Annotated in this window: 1 protein-coding gene; it reads left to right on the top strand. The window is 36.5% G+C overall.

The window, feature by feature from the left end:
- A partial coding sequence (locus L5M49_RS25180) for a restriction endonuclease subunit S (protein ID WP_263170361.1) occupies window positions 1-630 on the top strand: 630 nt, incomplete at both ends.

The raw sequence follows: 630 nt of genomic DNA, 5'->3' as shown, positions 1-630 counted from the left end.
ATTGGCACTATAGGTAATATTGCTTTAATTAGACAGACTCCAGATTTCGCAATAAAGAATGTGGCTTTAATCAAAGATAAAAACGAAATGGATTTTTTATACAGCTATTATTTTTTGCAGTCGCCAATTACAACTCAGCAGTTGGATGATTTTGCTAGTGGTGGAACACAGAAATTTATTTCATTAAGTAATGTTCGCAGTTTATTAATATGCGTCCCTGAAAGGGAAGAACAAACCGCCATCGGCAATACTTTCCAAAAGCTCGACAGCCTAATCAACCAGCACCAACAAAAGCATGACAAGCTAAGCAACATTAAAAAAGCCATGCTGGAAAAGATGTTCCCCAAACAAGGCGAAACGATCCCTGAAATCCGCTTTAAAGGGTTTAGTGGGGAGTGGGAGGAGAAAGTTTTAGAAGATATTTGCGACGTGAGGGATGGTACTCATGCATCACCGAAGTACCAACAAAACGGATTTCCCTTGGTTACATCAAAAAATGTTAAAAATGGGTACATCAATTATGACGATGTTCAATACATTTCTAAAATCGATTTCGATGAAATAAATAAGCGTTCTAAAGTTGATGTTAATGACATTTTAATAGGGATGATTGGCACTATAGGTAATATT

The sequence above is a fragment of the Shewanella sp. SM74 genome (genome assembly GCF_025653725.1).
In the GTDB taxonomy this organism is placed as follows: domain Bacteria; phylum Pseudomonadota; class Gammaproteobacteria; order Enterobacterales; family Shewanellaceae; genus Shewanella; species Shewanella oncorhynchi.
The sequence above is the reverse complement of the archived record's forward strand: the minus strand, read 5'-3'. Positions and strand labels throughout refer to the sequence as shown.